The 23,484-nt window shown below is 32.2% G+C and carries 19 protein-coding genes; 16 read left to right on the top strand and 3 right to left on the bottom strand.

What is annotated here, in order from left to right:
• Positions 1–42: 42 nt before the first annotated feature.
• The 3 genes from J0M37_15605 to J0M37_15595 all read right to left on the bottom strand — a co-directional run bounded on the left by J0M37_15605 (position 43) and on the right by J0M37_15595 (position 2,341).
• Positions 43–681: a response regulator transcription factor gene (locus J0M37_15605; GenBank protein MBN8586515.1), complete on the bottom strand. Its 639-nt coding sequence runs from the start codon at positions 679–681 to the stop codon at positions 43–45.
• Between the two features lies 1 nt (position 682).
• On the bottom strand, positions 683–1,765 hold the full coding sequence (locus J0M37_15600) for a sensor histidine kinase (protein MBN8586514.1): 1,083 nt from the start codon (positions 1,763–1,765) through the stop codon (positions 683–685).
• Positions 1,766–1,885: 120 nt separating this feature from the next.
• On the bottom strand, positions 1,886–2,341 hold the full coding sequence (locus tag J0M37_15595; GenBank protein ID MBN8586513.1) for a rhodanese-like domain-containing protein: 456 nt from the start codon (positions 2,339–2,341) through the stop codon (positions 1,886–1,888).
• 568 nt (positions 2,342–2,909) lie between these two features.
• Here J0M37_15595 and J0M37_15590 point away from each other — a divergent pair.
• From J0M37_15590 to J0M37_15515, 16 genes are all read left to right on the top strand, one after another.
• Positions 2,910–4,061, top strand: coding sequence for a Gfo/Idh/MocA family oxidoreductase (locus J0M37_15590; protein MBN8586512.1), 1,152 nt, complete (start codon positions 2,910–2,912; stop codon positions 4,059–4,061).
• Positions 4,058–5,302 carry a DUF1343 domain-containing protein gene (locus tag J0M37_15585; GenBank protein ID MBN8586511.1) on the top strand — a complete coding sequence of 415 codons (1,245 nt, stop codon included), beginning with the start codon at positions 4,058–4,060 and terminating at the stop codon, positions 5,300–5,302. The genes J0M37_15590 and J0M37_15585 overlap by 4 nt, the downstream gene beginning before the upstream one ends.
• Positions 5,303–5,304: 2 nt before the next feature.
• On the top strand, positions 5,305–5,658 hold the full coding sequence (locus tag J0M37_15580; GenBank protein MBN8586510.1) for a hypothetical protein: 354 nt from the start codon (positions 5,305–5,307) through the stop codon (positions 5,656–5,658).
• A 35-nt stretch (positions 5,659–5,693) separates the two neighbouring features.
• Positions 5,694–8,645 (top strand): hypothetical protein, encoded by a 2,952-nt coding sequence (locus tag J0M37_15575; protein ID MBN8586509.1) that lies wholly within the window; start codon positions 5,694–5,696, stop codon positions 8,643–8,645.
• Between the two features lie 343 nt (positions 8,646–8,988).
• A complete protein-coding gene (locus tag J0M37_15570; GenBank protein ID MBN8586508.1) occupies positions 8,989–10,041 on the top strand; it encodes a site-specific integrase in 1,053 nt (350 codons plus the stop codon).
• A 197-nt stretch (positions 10,042–10,238) separates the two neighbouring features.
• Positions 10,239–10,619 (top strand): PEGA domain-containing protein, encoded by a 381-nt coding sequence (locus J0M37_15565; protein MBN8586507.1) that lies wholly within the window; start codon positions 10,239–10,241, stop codon positions 10,617–10,619.
• Between the two features lie 151 nt (positions 10,620–10,770).
• Positions 10,771–11,538 (top strand): hypothetical protein, encoded by a 768-nt coding sequence (locus J0M37_15560; protein MBN8586506.1) that lies wholly within the window; start codon positions 10,771–10,773, stop codon positions 11,536–11,538.
• A gap of 41 nt (positions 11,539–11,579) precedes the next feature.
• Positions 11,580–13,583 carry an SAM-dependent DNA methyltransferase gene (locus J0M37_15555; GenBank protein ID MBN8586505.1) on the top strand — a complete coding sequence of 668 codons (2,004 nt, stop codon included), beginning with the start codon at positions 11,580–11,582 and terminating at the stop codon, positions 13,581–13,583.
• A 1-nt stretch (position 13,584) separates the two neighbouring features.
• Positions 13,585–15,093, top strand: coding sequence for a hypothetical protein (locus tag J0M37_15550; GenBank protein MBN8586504.1), 1,509 nt, complete (start codon positions 13,585–13,587; stop codon positions 15,091–15,093).
• On the top strand, positions 15,086–16,441 hold the full coding sequence (locus J0M37_15545) for a restriction endonuclease subunit S (GenBank protein ID MBN8586503.1): 1,356 nt from the start codon (positions 15,086–15,088) through the stop codon (positions 16,439–16,441). Before J0M37_15550 ends, J0M37_15545 begins: the two co-directional genes overlap by 8 nt.
• Positions 16,431–17,273, top strand: a complete 843-nt coding sequence (locus tag J0M37_15540) for a hypothetical protein (GenBank protein ID MBN8586502.1) — start codon at positions 16,431–16,433, stop codon at positions 17,271–17,273. Before J0M37_15545 ends, J0M37_15540 begins: the two co-directional genes overlap by 11 nt.
• A gap of 14 nt (positions 17,274–17,287) precedes the next feature.
• Complete coding sequence (locus J0M37_15535; protein MBN8586501.1) at positions 17,288–20,284, top strand: type I restriction endonuclease subunit R; 2,997 nt, start codon at positions 17,288–17,290, stop codon at positions 20,282–20,284.
• A 23-nt stretch (positions 20,285–20,307) separates the two neighbouring features.
• Positions 20,308–20,694, top strand: coding sequence for a hypothetical protein (locus J0M37_15530; GenBank protein MBN8586500.1), 387 nt, complete (start codon positions 20,308–20,310; stop codon positions 20,692–20,694).
• 22 nt (positions 20,695–20,716) lie between these two features.
• Positions 20,717–21,526 carry a hypothetical protein gene (locus J0M37_15525; protein MBN8586499.1) on the top strand — a complete coding sequence of 270 codons (810 nt, stop codon included), beginning with the start codon at positions 20,717–20,719 and terminating at the stop codon, positions 21,524–21,526.
• Between the two features lie 104 nt (positions 21,527–21,630).
• Positions 21,631–22,053: a hypothetical protein gene (locus J0M37_15520; protein MBN8586498.1), complete on the top strand. Its 423-nt coding sequence runs from the start codon at positions 21,631–21,633 to the stop codon at positions 22,051–22,053.
• 43 nt (positions 22,054–22,096) lie between these two features.
• Positions 22,097–23,419 (top strand): hypothetical protein, encoded by a 1,323-nt coding sequence (locus J0M37_15515; GenBank protein ID MBN8586497.1) that lies wholly within the window; start codon positions 22,097–22,099, stop codon positions 23,417–23,419.
• Positions 23,420–23,484: the final 65 nt, after the last annotated feature.

The following is a 23,484-nucleotide window of genomic DNA, read 5'->3' as shown; positions in this document are numbered from 1 at the left end:
AATAGTTGGTTGAAAAGTTTTACGAGCTTAACTATATTAATGCTAATTACTCAGTACTAATTTGTTTTTTATAGCATAATGCGTGATCTCAACATTTGATTTTAGACTTAATTTTTCAAGTATCCTGGTACGGTATGTACTTATAGTTTTAATGCTTAATTCCAGCTTTGCGGCAATTTCAGTTAATGAAAATCCTGAAGCAAGCATACTCAGCACCTGGAATTCTCTTTCAGAAAGACTTTCATGGAGTTTTTTTGAGGGTTCACTTTTGAGAGATAAAATCATTGATTCAGCAAGAGTATCACTGATATATTTACCACCGGATGCGACTTTCCTTACAGCTCTCAATAATTCACCGGGTACACTTTCCTTATTCAAATAACCATCTGCTCCTGATTTTATTGCACTGATTGCAATCTCTTCTTCGGGATGCATAGAAAGTATTAATATCTTGATATCCGGCCTTTTTTGTTTAATTTCAATTATGGCATCAAGTCCGCTTTTACCAGGCATGGTAATATCCAGAATTAAAAGATCCCAGCTGCGGGAATCTAACTGTGCCATAATTTCTTCACTGTTTGATGCTTCAGCCAGAACCTTGATATCAACTTCATCAGAAAGGATCTGGTTTATGCCCTTCCTTACAACAGCATGGTCATCTGCAATTAATATATTTATCATTTTAATTAAGTGGTACTTTTAAATTTATTAATGTTCCTTCACCTGGAGCGGTAATAAAGTTCAGCTCACCATGGATTATTTTAGCTCTTTCCTGCATACCTATCAGTCCTAATGAACCGGTTTTGTAATAAATTTCATCATATAAAAATCCTGTTCCGTTATCATAAATTGACATATTTAAATTTTTTGAATTTACAGAAATTCTGATTTCAGTCACAGTGCATTCAGAGTGCCTGGCAATATTGGTCAATGCTTCCTGTAATATCCTGTATAACGTAATTTTTACGGGGCTTTCAAAATCAGTATTTGTTTCAGGCAAATGGAGTATTATCTTTATCCCTGTTCTGGCGCGGTATTCCTTAACCAGGCTTTCAATTGCCGGCAGCAGGCCAAGCTGGTCGAGCAGCCGGGGTCTCAGGTCAGAAGAAATTTTCCTTACGGTGGAAATTGTGTTTGTAACTACCTGGGATAATGTGTGCATTCTTTCCACTATATCCGGATCGTTCGAATGTTTTTTACTGATCCACATCAGCTCAAGATTTATTGCAGTTAGTGACTGTCCAAGCTCATCATGAATTTCCCTGGCAATCCTTTTATTCTGTTCTTCTTTGATAGTTTCAATTTTTTTATTTAGTTCACTCAATTGCATGCTTTTAAGGAGCAATGTATCCTGTGACTTTTTATGCTCTTTGATCTCATTTTTCAGCTGCTTAGTTCTCAGATTAATAATTTCTTCCTGGTTATCCCGCAATGATTTAAGCTTTACAATTAGTACGGTTACGATTATAAAGAAACCAAACCTTACAACAGTACTCCAAAAAGAATAAACTAAGTTATTAACTTCTGTGAAACCTATTGTATCCATTATAAGCCACAGACCAGCTCCGGCAACAGCAAAAATAATACCAAAAAGTTTACCCCCATACCATGCCATTAATGTTATTGGTATCAGATAAAATATCGAAAATGATATTTCATTTGTTGTAATATAATCAGCAAAGGCAACCAAAGAGATCAAGACGGTACCTGTTAAAAGCTTAATGTAAATATTCGATCTTTCGAAATATTTCTGTAATTCAAACATTTAACTTAATCTTTAGGTATATATATCATTAACACTAATACAATATAATTGCATTAAATTTAAAATAAATTATATTTTTTAAGCGTATTGTTTTTGTCAGTAAAATTTCAGTATTTCAGATTATCTATAAATATTTTTACCGGCTTTTATCCATTCATTAATACCACCGGTAATATAATGAATTTTCGGGAATCTCTGTTCACGCATTAACTCTAAAGCCATAGCAGCTTTTCTTCCGTTTTCATCAATAATAATGTATCTTTTTTCATGATCCAGTTTGGATATTTGGTCAGGAAAATCCGTTTGGGAAAAATCAAAATTTATCGAATTTTCAATTCTAACTGAATCATATTGTTTTTTTGTCCTTATATCAAGTAAAATAACATCAGGATTTCCACTGTTTTTTTGAATGAATTTAGCCGCTTCTTCAACAGGAATCTTATCCCCGCTCAATGGAGGAAAAAAATAATCACATCCTGAAAAATTGAAAGAAATTAGAATTACCGAAATAAATACAACGGGAATGATAGAATTTTTAGGGCTGATCTTTATACTGTGAAGAGGTGATTTTTTCATGGCGGAACTTCCTTTCGCTCAAAAATACCAATAAAACCCTTAAAATTCAAAGATTTTAATGGTTTTTAAGCTACCAGAATGTAATTATTTTTACTACAAGGCTTTAATATATATAACTATTTTTCAGCATAGGTTAAAAGTGTTATGTTTGTATAGAAAGAATGAAACAGCAAAGTGATTGGTTAGATAGTTTAAATAGTTAATTAGATCTTCCCTTATGATTTTCACCTGTTTTTTTACCTTTATGAAAATTTGAAATAACCCTTGTGAAATTGAAGCTTAACCCTTATGTTAAATTGGTTAAACCCTTATGAAAGCAGTAATAACCCTTATGAATGAAATGGACAACCCTTATTTGAAAGAATTGATGAGACCCTTATGCAATGAGTTTTAACCCTTATACTTAATCAGATTGGTTTAAGCCGGTTGCTGTATGGGTTTAAAAGCCTGCAACAACCGGTTTGTTTTTTTCTCTCCTAGTGTATCTTAACAAACAAAAAATTTACCGTCTTTTGAATGTTGTATAATTTCAAATGATTTATGCATAAATTTATGTATGAATAAAATTGTGAAATTAGGAATACTGGGATGCGGTTCAGTTTTCAGGTCCATGCATCTTCCTGCTTTACTTGCTCAAAACAATAAATATTCAGTTGTATCTGCTTATGACCCGGATGAAGCAGCCATAAAACTTACCAAAAAGGCAGCCGGGAAAAATTCCGGAATTAAGTTTGTCAGCTCACCCACAGAAATTATTAAAGACCCATCAATAGACGCCATTGCAGTACTCACGCGTACATCAATGCATGTTAAATACACCATCGATTCTTTAAAAAACGGAAAATATGTTTTTCTTGAAAAGCCTGCGGCAGTTCTGCCTTCCGGAGTAAGAAAGATCATATCTGCAGAAAAAAAATATCATAAATACTGCCAGGTTGGAATGGTGTTAAGATACAGCTCGTTCTATAAAGAACTTAAAAAAATAATTTCACCTGGTAAATACGGAAAAGTATTTTGGATGAACTGGCTTGAGACAAGACCTTTTGATCCATATATATGGAGGTATCTGAATCCCGAAACTGATGGTGATGCAATTATTCATGATAAAGCTGTACACCAGATAAATTTATTCAATTCATTTGCCGGCTCGGCGCCTGCTGAAGCTGCGGCATTTGGAGGGCAGTATCTTATCAATCCATTTAAATACAGTAAAGTACGGGCGTTTTCAAAAGAAGTTTTGTTAAAGGGAAGGTCCGGCGATAATCTTATGGCGCTGATAAAATATAAAAACGGAGTAAAAGCTTCTATTACAGTTTCGTATGTAAGTCCCCACGCACGTGAATCCCGCTGGATCATTCAGCTTGAAAAAGCAAGAATAGCCGCACATTTTGAAACATTTGTAAATCCCTCAAAAGGTTCAAAATATAAATGGGAAGGGCATCCTTCAGCAATTTACCTGTTTAAGGATAACAAAAATTTTCCTGTAAAGTGGAAATATCCGAATAGCTACCCTCCCAGTGAAGAGAACCTTGTGTTTTATGATGAGTATAAAGATGAACCGCTGCATCCGGGTTCAGGCGGGCAGTGGCATGAATTTTACAGGACTGTTACACGCCATATTAAGCCAGAAAGTAATACCATGATAGCGCTCAAAGATATAATAGTTGCCAAAGCTATCGATGATTCCATAAAAAAGAATAAGATAATCAGAATAAAATGAAAATAATTAGGTTTGATTTTTTTCAAAAAACGATATTCATATTCATATTTTTTTTAACAAACTTTAACTGTTATTCTGAAAACAGCAAAGCATTATCAGAACCTAAATTCCGTTTAGGCAATGAGATCCTGTTAGATAAAGCTGCAGACTTAAAGGATAAACGCATTGCAGTGCTTACAAATCAGACCGGTATATTGCCGGATGGCACACATATTATTGATGCTATGCTTGCAAAAGGTATTAATATTGTAAAAATATTTTCGCCTGAGCATGGTATAAGGGGAGATGAAAATTATGCAGAAACTGATAAATCAGGTTTGCCAATTGTTTCTCTTTATAACGGGAAGGTAAAACCTTCCAAAAGTGATCTTTCTGATGTTGATGTTTTGGTTTATGATATACAGGATGTGGGTGCAAGATTTTACACATATACATCCACACTATATTATGCTATCGAAGCTGCTGCTGAAAGCAATGTAAAGATAATTGTTTGTGATAGGCCAATGATAGTAAATCCTTCTTATACCGGCGGATTTATGCTTGAGCCGGCATTTGAATCATTTGTAGGCACAATACCTGCACCACAGGCATACGGTATGACAAGCGGAGAGCTTGCTGCATATATAAATACAGAAGTATTTGGAAAAGCAGCAAATCTGGATGTGTTATTAATGGAAGGATACACGAGGAATACAGATTATTCTGATCTAAAGCTTACATGGGTAAAACCCTCTCCCAGCATGTTCTATCCATCAACCGCAATTTGTTATCTTGCAAATTGTTTGCTTGAAGGCACTAATGTATCTGAAGGCAGGGGAACAGATAAGCCTTTTGAATATTTCGGCGCACCGTGGGTAAATTCACAGGTAATTGCTGATGAGCTGAACTCGCAGGGACTTGAAGGAGTTGTATTTGAACCGGTAACATTTACTCCTTCAGAAAAAATTTCGGCATACCCGCCTAAATTTTTCAATAAGCAGTGCAGCGGAATATATATAAATGTAAAAGATAAAAATAAGTTTGACCCGGTAAAAAGCGGAACTGCAATATTAATTTCATTATATAAAAATTGCCCTGAGTTTAAATTCAATAAAGATAATTTTATAGATAAGCTTGCAGGAACGGATAAACTCAGGAAAATGATCACTGGCGGTAAAACAGCCGGTGAGATAAATGAAGCAATGAATGAGAGTAACAGCAGCTTTAGTGAGATAAGAAAAAAGTATTTATTTTATAATTAACATTGCCTGAACATAATTTGGAAGTTCCGCAAATTAAACAGCCGGTATGGCAGCGTATTACCGCTGCCGCTGTATTATTTGTAATACTTGGTGTAATTTATACTGTGGTATATGGGTTCTGGGTAGGAATGTCAGCATGGGCTGATACAAAACCTTCAGATGCTGATACGCCTGAAAGATATTACTTAACTTATATTTGGCCGGTAATACTGCTGGTTTCATTGATCTTTCCCGCTATAATAACATTAATGAATACACGCTGGGCTTTGAAATGGCTTTCATGGATCACAGGAATTATAATAGCCTTTCTGGGCTGGGTTGCATGGTTTGGTGTTATTGAATTTACATCTAAATAATAATTCGTTTTTTAATCATCTAAAATATACTAATAATGCTGCAGGATGAACTGAAATCGCTGTTCAAAAAACACAAAAGTGATAATGAAATTTACCATGATCTTGCGCAGTATCACGTCAGAGAGATACTGCTTGTAACATCACTGTATGACGCATTCATACTGGAAGAAGAAGAAAAGCTTAATGAAAAGATCTTCGGTGAGTATTACGGGCTTGATCTTTCTAATGTGCCTCGTATAACAAATGCATCAGATGAAACAGAAGCTGAGCAGCTTTTGACACAGAAATATTTTGATTTTGTAATTGTAACAATGCGTACACAAAGCCTTTCACCGTTTGAGCTTGCTACCAAAATTAAAAATATAAGGCCGGACCTTCCGGTATTTCTGCTGCTGTATGATAACAGTGATATAGCGCTTGTTAACCAGATACGGGATAAGATCGATATTTTCGAAAAAGTATTCGTGTGGAACCGTGAAACCAAGATATTCCTTGCCATAATTAAATATTTTGAAGATAAAAGAAACTGTGAAAACGATACCCGTGTAGGGCTTGTGAGGGTAATTCTTCTTGTTGAAAACTCCATTAGATATTATTCACGTTACCTTCCGATATTATACACTGAAATTATCAAACAAACCCAAAGGCTAATTACCCGTGATAACCTGGACGGTGTGAAAAAGATACTCCGCATGCGTGCCAGGCCTAAGGTACTGCTTGCAGTAAGTTATGAAGATGCTATATCTCTGTTTGAAAAGTATAAAAATAACCTGTTATGTGTTATATCCGATGTTAAGTATCCATTTGAGGGAAAAATTAATGAAGAAGCAGGCATAAAGCTTCTTCAGGCTATCAAAGCTGCTGATAGCGATATTCCGTTCCTGCTTCAGTCTTCAGAAAGCACATATGCTGAAACTGCAATACTGAACGATGCTACGTTCATTAATAAAAACTCAGAAACATTATCTGATGACCTGCGAGATTTTATACTAGATAATCTCGGATTCGGTGATTTTATTTTCAGGGATAGAGCCGGCAATGAAATTGCACGCGCTTCTTCAATTGATGAATTCAAGCATCAGCTAAAGCGTGTTCCATCTGAATCTGTGTTGTATCACGGCAGCCGCAATCATTTTTCAGCCTGGCTGATGGCAAGAGGTGAGATACAAATAGCAGAACACCTGGAAGAGCTGAAAGTAACCGATTTCCCGGGAGCTGATGCTATCAGAGATTACATTATCCGTGTTACCAAAAACGTAGAAACGACAGTTTCACGGGGAGGTGTGGTTGATTTCAGCCCGAAGTTCCTTGAGGAGGATAACCTTATATTAAGGCTTGCGCCGGGTTCCTTTGGAGGAAAAGGCAGGGGAATAGCATTTATCAATACACTTCTGCAAACCAAAGAGCTGTTCAGCGGGATTGAAAATGTTTCAATTAAAATACCCAAAACCGCGATAATAGGAGCTGAAGAATATGAGAACTTTATCAACAGGCATGATCTGTACGGAATACATATGGAGCATGAATTTGATGAAGTAAAACAAATATTTCTATCCAAGGATCTTTCAGAAGAGCTTGTTTCAAAGCTCAGAGTGTACCTGGATAAAATAACTTCACCGCTTGCGGTAAGGTCATCGGGAATGTTTGAAGATTCGATCTCTGAATCATTTTCAGGTATTTACCAGACATTCCTTATACCAAATAACCACGAAAACCTGAATGACAGGCTGAAAAACCTGACTGATGCTATAAAGCTGGTTTACGCATCCATATATTCAAAACATGCAAGAAGCTATTTTGAAGCAATAAATTACAGGATAGATGATGAACGCATGGCAGTTGTACTACAGGAAATTGTTGGTATAAAATATGAAAATATTTTTTTCCCGCACGTTTCCGGTGTTGCCCAGTCATATAATTTTTATCCGATAGCGCGTTTTAAGCCCGAAGACGGTATATGCATTGCTGCAGTTGGGCTGGGAAAATATGTGATCGATGCTGAAAAGGCTTTCAGGTTCTGCCCCAAGTATCCTAAAATAGATATTGTTGATCCTGAAACACAGCTTAAGGATACCCAGTCATTCTTTTATGCAATTGATATGGACCGCGGTATTTCAAATCTTGCACAGGGAGAAGATATTACCTTAAAAGAAGTAAAAATTGCCGATGCTGAAAATTTAGGAGTACTGGATGATGTTGTTTCAGTTTACGACCCCCAGGATAACAAAGTGAAAGTAGGTTTAAATTATAAGGGACCGCGTATTGTGAACTTTGCGGGGATTTTAAAATACGACCTGTTTCCTTTCGCGAAAGTTCTCAGCAGGCTTCTGGAGATAATAGAAAGCTCAATGGGGCTTCCTGTAGAAATAGAATTTGCAGTTAACCTTGATGAAGAAAACCCGGGGTTTTACATTTTGCAGCTTAAGCCATTGATCAGGAACTCGGATTTCTTTTCAATTGATGAAGAGGAAATAATCAAAGATGAGCTGATATTATATACGGAACGAGGCATGGGTAACGGCAAAATAGAAAACATTACTGATATCATTTATGCAGACCCTGTTAAGTTCAATGTAGCAGAAACCCAGCAAATGGCTCTTGAAGTGGAAAAACTGAATGAAAAGATGAGAGCATTAAAAAGAAATTACATTCTTATGGCACCCGGCAGGTGGGGAACCCGTGACAGATGGCTTGGTATACCGGTACAGTGGCCGCAGATATCAAATGCGAAAGTTATTGTTGAAACCGACCTGGATGATTTTAAAGTTGATGCTTCGCTGGGGTCACATTTTTTCCATAATATCACTTCGATGAATATCGGTTATTTAACAGTACACCAGTCAAACGGGCGTGATTTTATTGACTGGGAATATCTTAAATCATTTAAACCGGAAAATACTACAGAACATTTTATTCATCTTCACCTTGATAAGGCAGTAAATATTTTAATGGATGGCAAAAAAAGTATCAGCATAATTGAAAAGTAAATCAGAATAATTAAACAGATAATTAAAAATCATCTGTAATATCAAGCTAACATTATTAAGGCAGCTTAAGCTGCTATGAACTTTTATATATAATACTTTATTAAATTGATTTCTTCATAATAAGGTAGTTGATTGCATCAAAACAAGTAATTATTGATTCACAGGGTTAGTTGCCCTATTATTGTAATGAAAACAAATGAAAACAAAAGTAACAAATAATACAAATATAGTATCATTTTATGAATTTATCGTATCCTTGTTATATGCTTAATTGCATATGTTTGTTACTTATTTGTTACTCATTTGTTGCTCATAAATATTACAATAATTAAATAAAACGACCATGATCAAATTAAGAAAGAAGCAACTTGCAGATGGCAGCCAAAGCTTGTACCTGGATATCTACTTTGAAGGAAAAAGACAATGTCAGTCATTAAACCTGAGACTGACCAAAGACAAAGAAGGCAATAAAGAAGTTCTTAAACTTGCTAATAAGATTAGAGCAACAAAAGAGCTTGAATTTCAAAGTTATCAGCATGGGTTTATTCCCGCTTATAAGACAAAAATTAACTTTGTGGAGTATTTCCAAAAAATAGCTGAAGAAAGGGACCGTAGAAATTCAAAAGTATACAAGAATACGCTTAATTACTTAAAGAAATTTACCAAAAACTCTATCCAGATTGGGCAGATAAATGAAAGCTGGATTGCTGAATTCCAGAAATATATGCTGAAATATGTATCACAAAATTCCGTATGGGTTTATATGAATACTTTGAAAGCAGGTATCAACAAGGCATACAGAGAGAAACTTATTCAGGTTAACCCTTTACACTATTTCAGGGAAAATGTAAAGAGGATTGAAACCAAGAAGGAATACTTGACTATCAACGAAATTGAGACATTAATTAATACAAAATGCGGAAACGATGATGTAAAAAGAGCCTTCTTATTCAGTTGTTTCACCGGATTGCGAATTTCTGATGTAAGGAATCTTGAATGGGAAGATGTAAAAGACGATATGATAGATTTCAGGCAGAAAAAAACAAAAGGGTATGAATACATTCCGCTTTCAAAAACTGCAGTAGATTTACTTAATTTTAAGGACGGGAATATCCATAAACTGAGAACCGGGAAGATATTTGATCTGCTAAGCAAAGATTATGCTAATGTAATTGTAAAAGAATGGGTGAAAAGGGCAGGAATCACAAAGAAGATCACTTACCATAACAGCAGACATACATTTGCTACTTTATCACTATCACAAGGGGTAGACCTGTTTACTGTAAGTAAATTATTAGGACATTGTAATGTGAGAGTCACGCAGGTATATGCAAAAATAGTTGATACAGCTAAAAGGGAAGCTGTTAATAAACTTCCACATTTGAAAATTGCATAAGAAAAAGCAGTGAACTTTAGTTACTGAAAACCCGTAATTGATTTACGGGTTTTTTATTTAAATTAATATCATTCAATGATATGAATAGAGCATTTTTATTTTGTATGTTTGAATATTAAATTTTTAGTTTCATTATGATATAGATTTAACCCTAATTTCGGGGAAAACTTAATATATTATATCTAAGGAGGTATAAAATGAAGAATTCAATTAGCTTCATTGTTGGATTACTATTGTCAGTTTTTGCCTTTCAAGGCTGCGCTACAATCTTTTCCGGTAGTTATGATGAGGTAGAGCTTAGCAGTGAGCCAAAAGACGCCACTGTGCTTGTAAACGGCAAAGAGGAAGGCACCACACCGCTTACTTTGAGGTTAAAGAAAAGCAAAGAATACACAATTGAATTTGTCAAAGACGGATTCAAAACCAAGAGCCTAAGAATGACTTACGGTTTAGGAGCCGGCTGGCTTATTCTCGATATTCTTTCCGGTCTGGTTGGTATTATCGTGGATGCAGCAACTGGTAATTGGAATAGTTTCGATTATGACAGTTATCGTGCAGTGCTGAAAAAAGCGGAATAATCAAATACTGCTTTTGTAACTTAAAAACCTGCCTACCAAGCAGGTTTTTTGTTTTTGCTTTCCTCTTATAACCTTTTATTTATCATTAAAATATTTTAATTTTAATTAATCAATTAGTAAAAATATACATAAATCCCTTGTGAGGGAATCTATGCCTATATATAAAAAAGAATTGAAATTTGCCGTAATAAATAAAGCCATATTACTTCACTTATTCTTTTCATCATTCATTGGCTGCTACTCATTATTGCCTACTGATGAAATTAACAATGGTATCCCTGAGGATTCGAGAACCTGGAAATATTATCAAATAATATGGAAACCGGGAGAAAAACCTAACTTGGAGAGAATGTTAGAAAATTATTATAGCGGAGACTGCAACCCGGGTTGTGTATATGAATATATATTAACTGTAAATCTAATTGAAGAATTGAGTGAATATCAGATAAAAAATCAAAAAGATAAGATACCAGAGGGAAGCTGGATTAGTTTGGGTGAAATTGATACTTGCGGAACAAAATATTGCAAAGGCAGAATTATCCCATATATACAATTGTTAGGTGATTTAAAAGAAGAAATTAGAGAGTTTACCGGTAAAAAACGAAGAATACCACTGAATGTAAATCAATCAGAAAACGCAACACAATGGAATTATTTTAGAATAAACGCAAAAACCTCAGATGATACTTTATTTACATTGTTGCAAAATGATTTAGGAATAAATCCATATCTGGATAGTTATACAATAACCGTTAACATTTCAGATCTAAACCCTTTCAATCGATATATAGTAATAGGAGATGAAGCTGATCCTTCAGCGCAAAGATGGCCTTGGTCTCAGTTATCTAAATTGATGCAAGACGGATTAATATACTGGACTAAACCCAATAAAGTGAATTTTTCAATTGATAAGTGGTAACCAATGATAAATTATAAAATTCAAATAAAGAATATGATTTTATGAATAACTTCCGGGAAACTGCAAATTTTATATGGAGTGTGGCTGACCTTTTAAGGGGTGACTATAAACAAGCTGAATATGGGAAGGTTATATTACCTCTAACAGTTTTAAGGCGTTTAGATTGTGTACTTGAACCAAAAAAAGAAAAGGTTTTAAAAAAATTAAAATCTTTAGGTAAACAAAAAGAAGAAATTCTGGACAGAATTTTGAATCGTGAGGCAGGTTATAATTTTCATAATCATAGCCTGTATAATTTCTCAAAACTTGTTGATGACCCTAATCATATAGCTGCTAATCTGCGCAATTTTATCAACGGATTTTCAAAATCAGCAAGAGATATTATTAAATATTTCAAATTTGAAGACCAAATAAAGAAACTAGATGAAGCAAACCTTTTATATAAAGTAATTAAAAAGTTTCAGGAAATTAACTTACACCCTGATATTATTTCAAACTTAACTATGGGTTATATTTTTGAAGAGTTAATAAGAAAATTTGCTGAACTTTCAAATGAAACAGCAGGTGAGCATTTTACACCGCGTGAAGTTATTAGATTAATGGTGGATGTCCTTTTCGTAGAAGATAGTGATGTTTTGACAAAACCTGGTATCGTTAAGACCATATATGACCCTGCCTGTGGAACCGGCGGAATGCTTTCAATAGCTGAAGAATATATAAAAGAGCTTAATCCGAAGGCACACATGGAGCTTTTTGGACAGGAATTAAATGATGAATCATTCGCAATCTGTAAGTCAGATATACTTATTAAAGGACAAAATGCGGATAATATAAAATACGGAAACAGTTTTACTAAAGATGGGCTACCAACGGAAAAATTTGATTATATGCTTTCAAATCCACCATACGGAGTTGAATGGAAAAAAGTTGCTGATGAGATTAAAGCTGAACATGAAGATAAAGGTTTTGGCGGAAGATTTGGAGCAGGCTTACCTCGTATAAATGATGGTTCATTGCTTTTCCTACTACACATGGTAAGCAAAATGAAGCCTTCAAACGGCGGTACAAGAATGGGAATAGTTTTTAACGGTTCACCTTTATTTACAGGTTCTGCCGGAAGCGGTGAGAGTGATATAAGGAAATGGGTTATTGAAAATGATATGCTTGAAACAATTATTGCACTACCTGACCAGCTTTTTTATAATACAGGTATTTCAACATATATATGGATTGTAACAAACAGGAAAACCAAAAAACGTAAAGGCAAAGTTCAGTTGATTAATGCAGTCTCATTCTTTAAGAAAATGACACGGAGTTTAGGTAATAAAAGGAATGAAATATCAAATGAACATATAAGTGAAATTGTAAATTTATATACTGATTTTGAAGAAGCTGAATATTGTAAGATATTTGATAATACTGATTTTGGTTACCACAGGATAACAGTTGAAAGACCTTTAAGGCTGAATTTTCAAACAACTCAGGAGAGAATCGACAAATTATGGATGCAAACTGCCTTTGATCATCTTAAATTAGGTTTTAAGGGTAAAAAGTTTGAAATTAAAGTAACAGAAGAAGGCAAAAAATTACAGTATGATATCATAAAAGCAATTAAGTTAATACCGGAAGATAAATTATTTAAAAATAGGGAAAAATTTGTTAAAACATTGAACGAGGTTTTTGAACAAGCAAACATCAAACTTACCGGGCAAGTCATAAAAGCCATATTAAATGCTTTATCAGAAAAAGATGAAACGGCGGATATTTGCACTGATAAAGACGGGAACCCTGAGCCTGACCCGGATTTAAGAGATTATGAAAACATACCGTTAAAAGATAACATACAAAGATACTTTGAAGCAGAAGTATTGCCCCATGTGCCTGATGCCTGGATAGACCATACAAAAACTAAAATAGGCTATGAAATAAATTTTACCCGGTATTTTTATAAATATCAGCCATTGCGTTCACTTGTTGAGATTAGAGCTGATATTATAAAGCTGGAGAATGAAACTGAAGGAATGATAAAGGAAATTATTGACTAACTTGGCTAACAATAAAAAAATAGATCTTAGTAATCTTAAAATGAAGGAGATTAATGACCTTACTGCTGAATTTTATGATAGCAAACAAATATTTACTGCAAACTTCCAACAATTAGGAAAATCATTTCTCAATAAAGTACTATCAATAGATCTTTGGGTAAGTGACTTTGATAAAATAAGAAAAACTTTCATTGAAGATTCAAAATCCAATGATAAAGAAGTTCCTGATAATGAAGAAGGATTTTACAAATACATTGTTGACATTTATTTTCAATTAAAACAAGAGCCAAAACAAAAATTGCTTGATACGTATATAAGTGCAACTCAACATATACAAGAAATTGATGATAGAATTGCCAAAATCAATGAAGAAATTGATACAATCATAAAGTTAAAAAATCAAGAAGTTTATCAGAAAAAAGTTCCATTATTGACTTTTTACTCTAATTTGAATAAGGATGCAAGAATTGAATTAATTGAGTTTCTTAAAAAAGGTATATATGATTACGTTATTAGTGAATGCAGTGCAGGATTAGGAATAGGTTTATGGAATACTTTACAATATGAATATGCCCTATTGGGTTCTAAAAATTATGATGTATCTTATCCTAATATGATATCAAATAAATTTATGGATTTAATACCTGATGAAAAAGAAGAAATGGAAAGGATATATGATAAAGATAAACCTGCTTTCCAAAAAGCCTTAAAAGAATATATTGAAAATAATGACATTATTGATAACATAAGGTTATTGTATGACAAAAATCACATAGTAGCTAAGAAAAAAGAAATACTGGAACAATGCATTATTGCATATGAAAACGACAGCAAGATTGTATCTGGTGGTTTAAGTATTTTTATTATCGAAGGTATTCTTCATGAAATTTGTTCTCTCTTTGATATCACTGAAAATGAATTATTAGGTATGGGTCTGAAAGAGAAATTGGATTTTTTGCAATACAAATTATCTTATGAATTACATTACGAATACTATTCCTTTGCATTTAGAATTTTAAGAAATAAGATGGCACATGGGATTGCTGAGAGTAACGAATTAAAAGAAATGGCCGATTTATTATTACTGGATATTAAGGATTCAATTGGTATTGCTACTTCTATGCGTATACCAATGAATCAAAAAAGATTTTTCATCCATCAAGCATTAATTGAAACTTCGTCAAACAAATATAATTATGTATTCGGATATTTAAATACATATAAAATCCCTATTGACCCATTTTATGACATACAGAATGACATTTTGAAAGTTCATTCCCTTGTTCAAGAGAATTCGTTTTGGAACTATATTGATAATTTAGTAAATCACGGTAATCTATATGGAAAATCTTTTGCTGAATCGTTTATAAAATCGTTGCTATCTTGCAAAATTGAACATACAAAAGATAAATGTGTTATAAGATTGAAAAAACTAAGCAATTTTCAACTTGAAGAATTTGACAAGAATAGATTCATCAATTCTCTTTTAGGATTTGTTCGATATGTATAGACCATACCCAAAATATAAGCCAACAAATATTCCCTGGGTTGCAAATATTCCCAAGAATTGGGGATCTAAGAAATTAAAATTTGTTTCCAAAATACAACCGAGCAATGTTGACAAATTGTCTAAACCTGATGAAATTGAAGTTTTATTGTGTAACTACGTTGATGTTTATAAAAATGATTTTATAAACAGCAAAATACCTTTTATGATTGCAACTGCTTCAATCAGTGAAATTGAAAAATATTCTACAAAATTAGGAGACGTTTTAATTACAAAAGATTCTGAAACTCCTGATGACATTGGAAATCCTGCGTTTGTAGAGGAAGAAATTGAGAATTTATTATGCGGTTATCATTTATGCCAAATTAGGACTAACAAAGCACACATATTAGGTAAATATTTGTTTAGATTATTTCAAACAGATATAATGAACGCTTATTTTGAAAGCCAAGCTAATGGAGTCACACGATTTGGTTTAGGTGTAGATTCTTTTAAGAATGTTATCTCTATTTTACCTTCTCTTCAAGAACAACAGAGTATCACTGACTTCCTTAATTATAAAACAGCACTAATTGACGAATTAATAACAAAAAAAGAAAGACTTATTGAAATATTACAGGAAGAAAAAACTGCAATTGTTAATCAAGCTATAACTAAAGGGTTAAATAAAGATGTAAAATTGAATGATTCAGGTATTGAATGGCTTGGGAAAATACCGGACCATTGGGTGGTTAATAAAGTTAAAAGAGTTTCAAAAATATTTGGTAGAATTGGTTATAGGGGTTACACTATTGATGACATAGTTGCTGAAAAAGAAGGTGCAATTACAATAAGTCCAAGTAACATGATTAAAGGATATTTAGACTTAACAAAATGTACTTATTTGAGCTGGGATAAATATAATGAATCGGAAGAAATTAAAATTTTTGAAAATGATATACTTTTGGTAAAAACAGGTTCCACCATTGGAAAAGTTGCTTATGTTCAAAATGTTGAATACCCATTAACAATAAATCCACAAATTGCAGTTTTTAAAAATATAAAGTGTTTAAATAAATTCTTATTTTATTATATAGCTTCTGATTTTATTCAAAATCAGTTTACACTAAGCAATAGTGGCAGTACAATACCTACTATGGCACAAGAAGAAATTGGGAATTATCCTATACCTTTACCTCCAATTGAAGAACAAACAGAAATTGTAACATTTATTGAAAAAAAGATTGTGTTTAATTCTACAACTATTTCAAAGATAGAAAACGAAATAGAATTATTGCAAGAATACCGGGATGCGTTAATTTCAGAAGCAGTAACAGGTAAAATTGATGTGAGAGGAAACAATGTCAATTAAGGATACTAATAAATTTCATTTAACAACTACCCATGAACTTATAGCTATTAAGGATCGAGTTAGAAATCTAATTGATCATTGGGGTGAAGAAGGGAAATATAAAGAAGCGATCTTAAAAACAGTTATCAAAAGATTCTTACCGGAGAAATATTCTATAGTTTCAGGTTTCGTTGTTAGACAAACAGATGAAAGAGGAAAGCACGAACCTTCACCGCAAATTGATATTATAGTTTATGATAACTCATATCCAACAATGTTCAAAGAAGGGGATTTTGCAATTGTAACGCCAGATTCCGTAAAGGCTATAATTGAAGTGAAGGCAAATTTGAAAAATCAAAAAAACAGAAAAATTATTCATAGAATGAACAAAATTGGAAAATTTGTTTATGATGCCAAAATGAAAGCACTTGAGAAAAAGTATTTGATAAACACTGTCACAACTCAAGAAAAAATTGACAGTAAATTATTCAATGGTATTTTTTCTTACACAGGTTATGAAAAAACAACAGATTATGAAGTATTAAAAAATTACATTTTATCAGAATCAATTAATCTGCAAGATAATGAAAATTATGAATATTATTGTGTAAATCATATAAGTTTCAACAAAAACAAATTTTATAAATTTGTTCACCCGATGAGCCTTGATCGAATAAATCAAAATACAAGAAACGGTTATATATTTGAACTTAAAAACCTTTCGTTTTCCTATTTTATTTCAAATCTTTTAGATTATTTATCGGATTCAACAATTGATAATAGCTATTTGTGGTATCCAACAGATAAAAGTTTTAATGCAAAAGCAAGATTAAATTTTGAGGAAAATAATTAAGATAAATAAATGTAATGGTTAATACCCAAATACATACTGAAAAAGCATTTGAAGAAGCTATAGAAAATAGCTTAATTGAAAACGGTGGTTATTTTAAAGGAAATACGGATGATTTTAATAAGGAACTTGCCTTAGATAAAAATAGAATTATTGATTTTATAAAGTCTTCACAGCCCAAGCAATGGGAAAGAATATCTGATATACACGGTGATGATGTTGAAGATAAATTAATTCAAAGATTATGCAAAGAGCTTGAACTTAATGGAACGATTTCAGTTTTAAGATATGGCTTTACTGATTACGGCATAAAATTTCAAATGGCTTTCTTCAAACCGGAAACAACACTAAATCCCGATACAGAAATATTGTATTCATTAAATCAGCTTACAGTTACAAGACAGGTTAAATATAGCTCATCAAATCAAAATTCAATTGATCTTTTGATATGTTTAAACGGCTTGCCAGTAATAACAGCAGAACTTAAAAATCAATTTACAGGTCAAAATGTAGAAGATGCAAAAAAGCAATATAAAGCTTCAAGAAGTGCAAATGAATTATTGTTTCAATTTAAAAAAAGAGCATTAGTCCACTTTGTCATAGACACTGATAAAGTATTTATGACAACAAAAATTGATGGGAATAGAACTAAATACCTTCCATTTAATTTAGGTTTTGAAAATGGCGCAGGTAATCCCCCAAATCCAAATGGTTATAAGACTTCATATCTTTGGGAATATGTTTTAGTAAAAGATAGTTTAATGGATATTTTAGGACGCTACCTCCATTTACAAGTTGAAGAATTTAAATTTGGGAATGAAATAAGAAAAAAAGAAGCTTTAATATTCCCCCGGTATCACCAATTAGATGTTGTAAGAAAACTGATTAATGACGTAAAATTAAATAATTCAGGTAAAAATTACCTTATTGAACACTCTGCCGGAAGCGGAAAAAGTAACTCTATAGCCTGGTTAACTCATCATCTATCAACTTTACATGATAGTAACAATAATAAGATATTTGATTCTGTAATTGTAATAACAGATCGTAAGGTTCTGGATAGACAACTACAAAATACCATTTATCAGTTTGACCATAAAGATGGTGTAGTTAAAAAAATTGATGAAAGTTCATCTCAGCTCGGTGAGGCACTTAAAAATGCTATACCTATAATTATTACAACACTGCAGAAATTTCCGTTTGTTTCAATTTTAGATATTGTGAAGGACTTGCCTAACCGAAATTACGCAATAATTGTGGATGAAGCACATAGTTCTCAGGGTGGTGAAGCAACAAAGAAACTGAAAGAAGTATTAGCAGCAAAAAGCCTTGAAGAAGCTGAAAAAGAAGAATCAATAAATGATACTGACGATACCGAAGATTTAATCAGGAAATCAATTAAAGCAAGAGGAAAGCATAAGAATTTGAGTTTCTTTGCTTTTACGGCTACACCTAAATCAAAAACACTTGAAGTTTTTGGCGAAAAAGGATCCGATGGTTTACCCAAGCCGTTTCATTTATATTCAATGAGACAAGCTATACAGGAAGGTTTTATACTTGATGTCCTAAAAAACTATACAACATATAATGCATATTACAGGCTTTCAAAATCTATAGAAGATGACCCTTTACTTAATAAAAAGAAAGCTGCAAGAGCTGTTGCAAGGTTTGTTTCTTTACACCCAACTAACCTTTCACAAAAAACTGAAGTTATCATTGAACATTTCAAACAAATCACATCAAAGAAAATTGGTGGTTTGGCAAAAGCTATGGTTGTAACTTCCTCCAGGCTTCATGCTGTAAGATATAAGTTAGAGTTTGATAAATATTTAAGGGATAAGAATTACACAGACATAAAAGCATTAATTGCATTTTCAGGGAAAGTAATTGTTGAAAATCCGGATAACCCGTTTACCGAAGCTCAAATGAATGGTTTTCCTGAAACTGAATTACCTGATAAATTCAATACTATTGAGTACCAGATTTTACTTGTAGCTGATAAATACCAATATGGATACGACCAGCCTTTATTGCATACTATGTATGTAGATAAGAAACTCTCAGGGGTTAGAACAGTTCAAACTCTCTCAAGATTAAATCGTACTTGTCCCGGAAAAGAAGATACTTTTGTATTGGATTTTGCTAATACTACAGATGAAATTCTTTTTGCCTTTAAACCCTATTACGAGATTACAGAATTAGAAAAGGCAACAGACCCGAATTTGTTATTTGACTTGAAAACGAGAATTGAAACAAAGCAAATTATATGGAAGAGTGAAATCGATAACTTTTGTGGTATATTTTATAAAGCACAGGAACGATTACATTTAAAAGACCATTCACGTCTAAATTCTTTTATAGATCCTGCAGTTGACAGGTTCAAAGAGTTAAATAATGAAGACGAAAAAGAAGATTTTAAAAATTCTTTACAGAGTTATACCAGACTTTATGCGTTTTTATCTCAGATAATGCCTTTTCAGGATATTGATTTAGAAAAATTATATACATATGGCAGGTTTTTACTGACTAAATTACCGAAATCTGACTTATCGGGTATACTAAAATTAGATGATGAAGTTGCGCTGGAGTATTACCGGTTGCAAAAAATGAGTGAAGTACAGATAAACCTGGATACTGATGAGAAAATCCCATTAAAGCCCGTAACTGAGGCAGGGATGAGAAAAGATAAAGATGATGCAATAAAACTTTCTGAACTTATAAATTTATTAAATGAAAGGTTTGGCACTGAATTTACAGATGCAGATAGATTATTCTTTGAGCAAATACAACAGGAATTGATAAATGATGAGAATCTCCAAAAACAAGCAGCTTCAAATCAGATTGATAATTTTAAATATCCCTTTAGTGATATTTATGAAAATAAATTGATTGACCGTATGGAGCAAAATCAGGAAATATTTACAAAATTAATGAATGACGCTGATTTTGGTCAATTTGTAAAAATGTGGATGCTGAAGAGTGTTTATGAAAAGATAAATTCCGTAAAACAGTAATTTAAACTCATAACTAAACATTTATGAAATATCTATTAATTTTAATTGCAACTATTTTTATTTTGATAAACACTGTTTACTTTTATGCTCAAGATAATAGATGGGTGTTATATTATAATAATGAATTTACTGAATATTATATTGATAATGAGACAATAAGTTATCAAGATAAATATGTATATATTTGGGAAAAACAAATCCCTCTTTCTTTATCCAAAGATGCAAACGGAAACATTAATTATTCACTTCTTAAAATTAAAATTAATTGTACTGAATTGAGTTATGAAGTATTATCTATTACTACTTATTATTCTAATGGGACTTATATTGATGATGATAACTTATCGGATAAATTTTACGCTAAACCAAACTCATTAAGAGAAAAAACGATTAAATTTGTTTGTAAATAATATATTCAATAAAATTTAAGTTATGCCAAAATTTTATATGTTCAGGTGCGGTAACCAAACATATGATGATTGTATTAAGTTGAAACTGTTTGGACAAACTGCGAATATGGGAAAATATGTTCAGGAAGTAAAAAGAGGTGATATTTTATTTTTGAATAATTTAAATAAGATCATTAATCAGGAAAATGATTTTATTGAAGGACCATTTTATGCGGATTCTGACGGTACTTTTAACATAATACCGGATGCGTGGGGTGGTGGTTTCCCCTGGCAGGTTAGAATAAAAACGATCCAAGCACCAAGAAGAATAATGAGAAATGATTACCTTAACTTTATGGGCATTCCGTATTCAAAAGTTTTTTATCCTTTTGAAATTACTGAAGATAAAGGCAATAAATTAATTTCAGCGCTTGGAATAAACTTACACGAAAAAGAAGAAGAACTTCCTGAAAGAGTTAATAAAGCAGTTATTGAAAATGATGACAGAAATAAATTTCCGTCAAATTACAGATGTGAGGATGGGCATTATGTAAAATCTCTCAGCGAGGTTTTAATAGATAATTGGCTATTTAATCACAATATTGCCCATGCTTACGAAAGAATTGTTCCAATCAAAGAAATGATAGTAAGTGACTTTTTTATTAAGAGTGCTAATCTTTACATTGAGTTTTGGGGTTTGAAAAATCCTGAATATATAAAACGAAAAGAAAGAAAATTGCATTTATATAATACAAATAATCTAAATTTGATTAATCTTGAAAATGAACATATTCAGAATTTAGATGATATACTACCAAATAAATTAAGAAAATACGGAATTAATATTTTGTAGAAATGAAAAGTATAGCATACAAATTATCACACAATATTTATCATTATCTTTTGCTTATAACAATTCTATTGACGATTTATATACAAGATACAAATTCACAAGAAATGAAAGAACTTAAAGTGTATACTGGTTTCGTAAATTATTCAGATGAAGCTAAAAAATTCAAATCTTATTTACCTGATCTAAAATATATAATTGATAAGATAAAATATAAAATACCGGAAATAGAACCATCTATTTATTTGTTGATAGGTACTGATGGTTTTTTCACTGTGTGGTTTTCTTATAACTTCTTTCAAAATCACGAAAGTGTAAATGATGTAATATACTATGGCGGAATTGAACTTACAATATACAGGGATTTTACGGATAAAAAAACTGAAGCTCCAATAACCGTAAGCGTCTTTCATGAATTGTATTATGTTAATTTAATGAATCCGACTTTAGAAATGATAAAAACTGATTCTTACAGTATAACAAATGAATTAATTGATAAATTTGCGCTTGAATATTATAGAGATAATTGAATACAGATAAAGAAAAATTGTTTGATTATATAAAAGCCAACAATTGACACTGACTTTAAGAGAAATATCCATAATATTGTTGGAGAAACTTCAGGAATTTCATGAAAAAGAACCATCCGCCAGCGGTATAGGATTTGAAAAGTTTTTGGTTTTAGACGAATTTAAAGCACATCAAACTAAACTTAAAGATGCTGCTTTATTGCTTGAGGAGGATGGCTTTGCAAAGTGCTTTATGACAAACGGACCAGATATTTATGCAATTGGAATTACTTCACGGGGTAAACATAGGCTTGAAGAAAGAAAAAATAACCAAACAAAGCCTTCAGAAATTCAACTTTTAATTAAAGATTTAATTGATGAGTCGAACCCGGATAGACCCAGAGACATGGAAATACCTAAAACAAATTCCTTTTATAACAAAGTTAATGATTTTAGTGATGTTAATGGAAAGATTGAATTCCTGGAGAAAGTATTGATGGGTATTGAGGAATTTCTGATTAAAAAGTGGAGCAAAGGACAAAAACCCGGCAATTATATTAATGGATTTCCAGTGGAATATTGGAAAAAACAGGTAAAGCAGTACTCTCTATACATTAAAATAAGGCGAATGATTGAAAAGTTGGTTGATGATCCACGTTACATCTTTCCAAATCACTATAAGGATATTCTTAATATTTACAAAGATTTAGAAAAATTACAGAATAAACAGGCAATGGAAAGGAAAAAGTATTGGGAAAATCATCTTTTTATTGATGTTATTGAAATCAAAGATTATTTGAAGGTATTAAATGATATTGAAAAAATAGAATTTTTAGATTATCATTTGCATGAATTGAACCAGATTTGTTATCATTACCCTGATGATGCAATTGAGATAGTATTAAAAAAGCATGGGTTGCAAGATAAATTCAAAAGGATTAAATATTCACCAATGGCTGATTTTGAACGTAGCCACATAAGCAGGTCAGAATACGAAAGCTTTTTAAGATTATTGAGCAAAAATATTCTTCCCTTGCTGCATACTGAAAAACGAAGGTTAAAGACAAATGTAGATAATGTAGAAATGAAAAATGAACCCGAAAATTACATTTTACCAACACCAGAAAAAGATATGAATACAAAAGCAAAAAATAGGATTGTTTGGAAAGGTAGTATTGCTGATCTAAAGGAATTGTTCCAAGAATTGAAATTAGGCGGTTTGATTGAAGAAATTACACAACCGAATGCAGTAATTCGTGATTGCTTTGTTAAACCAGAAGGTACGGATTTTAAAGATGAAACTGTACGAAAAACAAACATTAAGGGTAAATCGAAAAACTATGATAAAATTAAAGTAAGTGTAGAAAATGTAAAAAAAGGAAAATAAAGTCATAGACTGTCTATAGACAGTCTATATACTTAGCTATACCAGATGTGTTATTTTTGAATAGT

The organism is Ignavibacteria bacterium (genome assembly GCA_017303675.1).
Taxonomy (GTDB): Bacteria; Bacteroidota; Ignavibacteria; order Tepidaquicellales; family OLB5; genus OLB5.
This window is presented reverse-complemented; position numbering and strand designations above follow the sequence as displayed.